The sequence below is a fragment of the Desulfosarcina sp. genome, assembly GCF_041551955.1.
GTDB lineage: Bacteria > Desulfobacterota > Desulfobacteria > Desulfobacterales > Desulfosarcinaceae > Desulfosarcina.
Genome location: NZ_JBFELV010000549.1, coordinates 1 through 2,965, shown reverse-complemented (window position 1 = coordinate 2,965; position 2,965 = coordinate 1). Strand labels below are relative to the sequence as shown.

3 protein-coding genes are annotated in these 2,965 nt (G+C 51.5%); all 3 read left to right on the top strand.

Features of this window, described 5'->3' with window-relative positions; genetic code table 11:
• The coding region (locus ABYV26_RS23945) for a glycosyltransferase (RefSeq protein WP_372683866.1) at positions 1-363 on the top strand (363 nt) is incomplete at its 5' end.
• The gene (locus ABYV26_RS23940; protein WP_372683865.1) at positions 360-1,301 is read left to right on the top strand and encodes a glycoside hydrolase family 130 protein; all 942 of its coding nucleotides are present in this window, start codon (positions 360-362) and stop codon (positions 1,299-1,301) included. The genes ABYV26_RS23945 and ABYV26_RS23940, both read left to right, overlap by 4 nt.
• Positions 1,302-1,660: 359 nt before the next feature.
• Positions 1,661-2,893, top strand: coding sequence for a glycoside hydrolase family 130 protein (locus ABYV26_RS23935; protein ID WP_372683864.1), 1,233 nt, complete (start codon positions 1,661-1,663; stop codon positions 2,891-2,893).
• Positions 2,894-2,965: the final 72 nt, after the last annotated feature.

Sequence of the window (2,965 nt, the reverse complement as noted above, 5' to 3'; positions counted from 1 at the left end):
GATCAGGTGGTATATCTCGGCAGCGTCGGACCCGTTGAACGCAACCGCGTGCTCGGCAAAGCCTCTGCGCTGTTGCACCCCATACAGTTTGACGAACCTTTCGGTTTGTCAGTAGTCGAATCCATGGCCTGCGGTACGCCCGTGATCGCCTTTAACAGGGGCAGCATGCCTGAACTGATCGAAAACGGCAAAAATGGTTTTCTGGTGAGCAACGTGAACGAAGCCGTTGCGTCTGTCGCACGGCTAAAAGAGATTGACCGCGCAACCTGTCGTCGCCATGTTGAACGGCGTTTCACAGCCGAGCGGATGATCGATGAATACATACACGTTTATGAAATGATTTTAAAGGACCGATCCGTATGAAAATCGACAGACCGATCATTACCCGCTATAAAAAAAACCCCATCCTGACAAGCAAGGATGTGCCCTATCCGGTGGCTACCGTTCACAATGCGGGCATCGTCAAACACGACGATCGTTACATTATGCTGTTCAGATCGCATCTGGTGAACGGGCGCTCGATCATCGGCAGGGCCGACAGCGAGGATGGTTTTGCATTTACGGTTCATCCCGAACCCTTTCTGATTCCTTCAACGGACCATGCGTTTGCCGAATATGAAGCTTTCGGCGTCGAAGACCTGAGAATCTCGCCGGTTGAGAACGAATACCTGCTGACTTACAGCGCCTATTCCCGTCACGGTGTGCGGATTGCCCTGGCGCGCACCAGCGATTTCGAAACCGTGGAGCGGATTGCGCTGATCACCCAAGCCGACCTGCGCAATGTCGTCATTTTTCCTGAGAAGTTCGGTGGTCGCTATGTGCGCCTGGACCGACCGCATTCCGAGATTTCACCCTGGTCGATCTGGATTTCCTATTCCCCCGACCTGGTTCACTGGGGCGATTCTCGGGTGGTCATGAAGCCGCTTGCCTATCACTGGGATGAGATGAAAATCGGACCCGGCGCACCACCATTTAGAACCGACAAGGGCTGGCTGCATATTTACCATGGCGTCTTCAAGACCATGTCCGGAACGGTGTATCGCCTGGGCGCAGCCTTGCATGACCTTGATGATCCAGCCACCATCGTCGGCGTTTCCGACGGGTGGATATTGCAGCCTGAGGATCCCTGGGAGGTAACCGGCTATGTGCCCAATGTGGTCTTTACCTGCGGCGCTGTTCCCGAAGGCGACGGTACGGTAAAAATATACTGGGGCGGCGCAGATACGGTCATGTGCGTCGGTACGGCCGTCATTGATGACTTGGTGGCGCTTTGCCTCTCGGCACCACGGCCTGCGCTGTAGCGGATCATGGCCGGATGATCGCAGACTGGAAAAAAACGCCGACGATTGACTGAAATTGAAGAATGACCACGTTGCCGCGCATTCGCTGACCATCGGTCTAAGGATACAATGATATGCCCCCTAAAACGCGTCAAAAGCTGAAAGTTAAAAGAAGAGCGATTAAGATCGTAGGGGATACGTCGCGGGTGATCACCCGGCTGCATATTCCCGATAATCGGCATCGCATCAATAAGATAATTCAGCGCATCATCAGCATGCCGGACATGGCGACCCAAAATTTAATGGCGCAAATAATGGTCGATTTTTCCGGACGGCACGAAGACATCGGGTACATTTTTAAGCGGCACCTGAATGCGGTGATGAAATATCTGCCACCGGATAAAGTGCTCAGCGATGTTCAAAAGTCGCTCATCGGTGCATACTTTACCATGGAGTACTCTATTGAATCGGCCGCTCTTTTCAACCCCTCCATCGTTCCTCATCCGGATCAGCGCCATCTGAAAAAAGGCAGCCTGCGCTTTATCATGAGCCTGCGGGCAACCGGTGAAGGCCATATTTCGTCAATTGTTTTTCGCAGCGGTGTTCTTGATCGACACAACAAATTCCTTTTCGACCCGATCAGTGATTTTGTGGAAACGCCGGATCTCCAATTGGACGCTGTATACAAGCGCAATCCTTTCCAGCTCAAGCTAAACGAGATGGAAGCAGGCGATGAGATAAGCGTACATATTCTTAACCAGCTGCCGGAAGATTTTACGTATAATGAATTAATAGAAAAAATTGGAAAGCTTCGAGAAAAACCGCAATTTCCGGTAGCGAACCAAAACAGAACCTTCCATGTCATGAGCTGGCTTGCAAATTCCAATTATCAGGTCAGTTTCCACCCCGATCACAGGGTATCCGAACGGGTGATATTTCCCGTTTCCAAAAACGAAAGCAGAGGTATTGAAGATGCCCGCTTCGTTCAATTTTTCGACAACCAGCAGGAAGGCACCTATTATGCAACCTATACCGCCTATAACGGCCATACGATCTTACCGCAACTGATCGAAACCAAGGATTTTATCAACTTTAACATTGTCACCCTCAACGGCAAAGCCATCAAAAACAAGGGCATGGCGCTTTTCCCGCGAAAAATAGGCGGTCGTTATGCCATGCTCTCGCGCCAGGATGGTGAAAACAATCATATCATGTTTTCGGACAATCTCCATTTCTGGCAAACGTCCCAAATCATCCAGGAGCCGGAATATCCTTGGGAGTTCATCCAGATCGGCAACTGCGGGTCCCCCGTGGAGACCAGTGAGGGCTGGATCGTGCTCACCCACGGTGTCGGACCCATGCGTCAATATTGCATCGGCGCCATACTGCTTGATCTTGAAAAGCCTTCAAAAATAATCGCTCGCCTGGATGAGCCATTGCTTGCTCCGCATGAGAAAGAGCGCGAGGGTTACGTTCCCAATGTCGTCTATTCCTGTGGTGCGATCATTCATAACAACGAGTTGATCATCCCCTACGCTATGTCCGACATCAATTCCGGTATCGCAACGGTTGGCGTCAAGGAGTTGCTGAATGGTATGCGCGAGGTCGTTTAGGATGACGCATGCACCCTCATCAACAGATAGTTTGGGTGCAACCCATGCCTGGGCCGGAGTAACCCTGCCGGG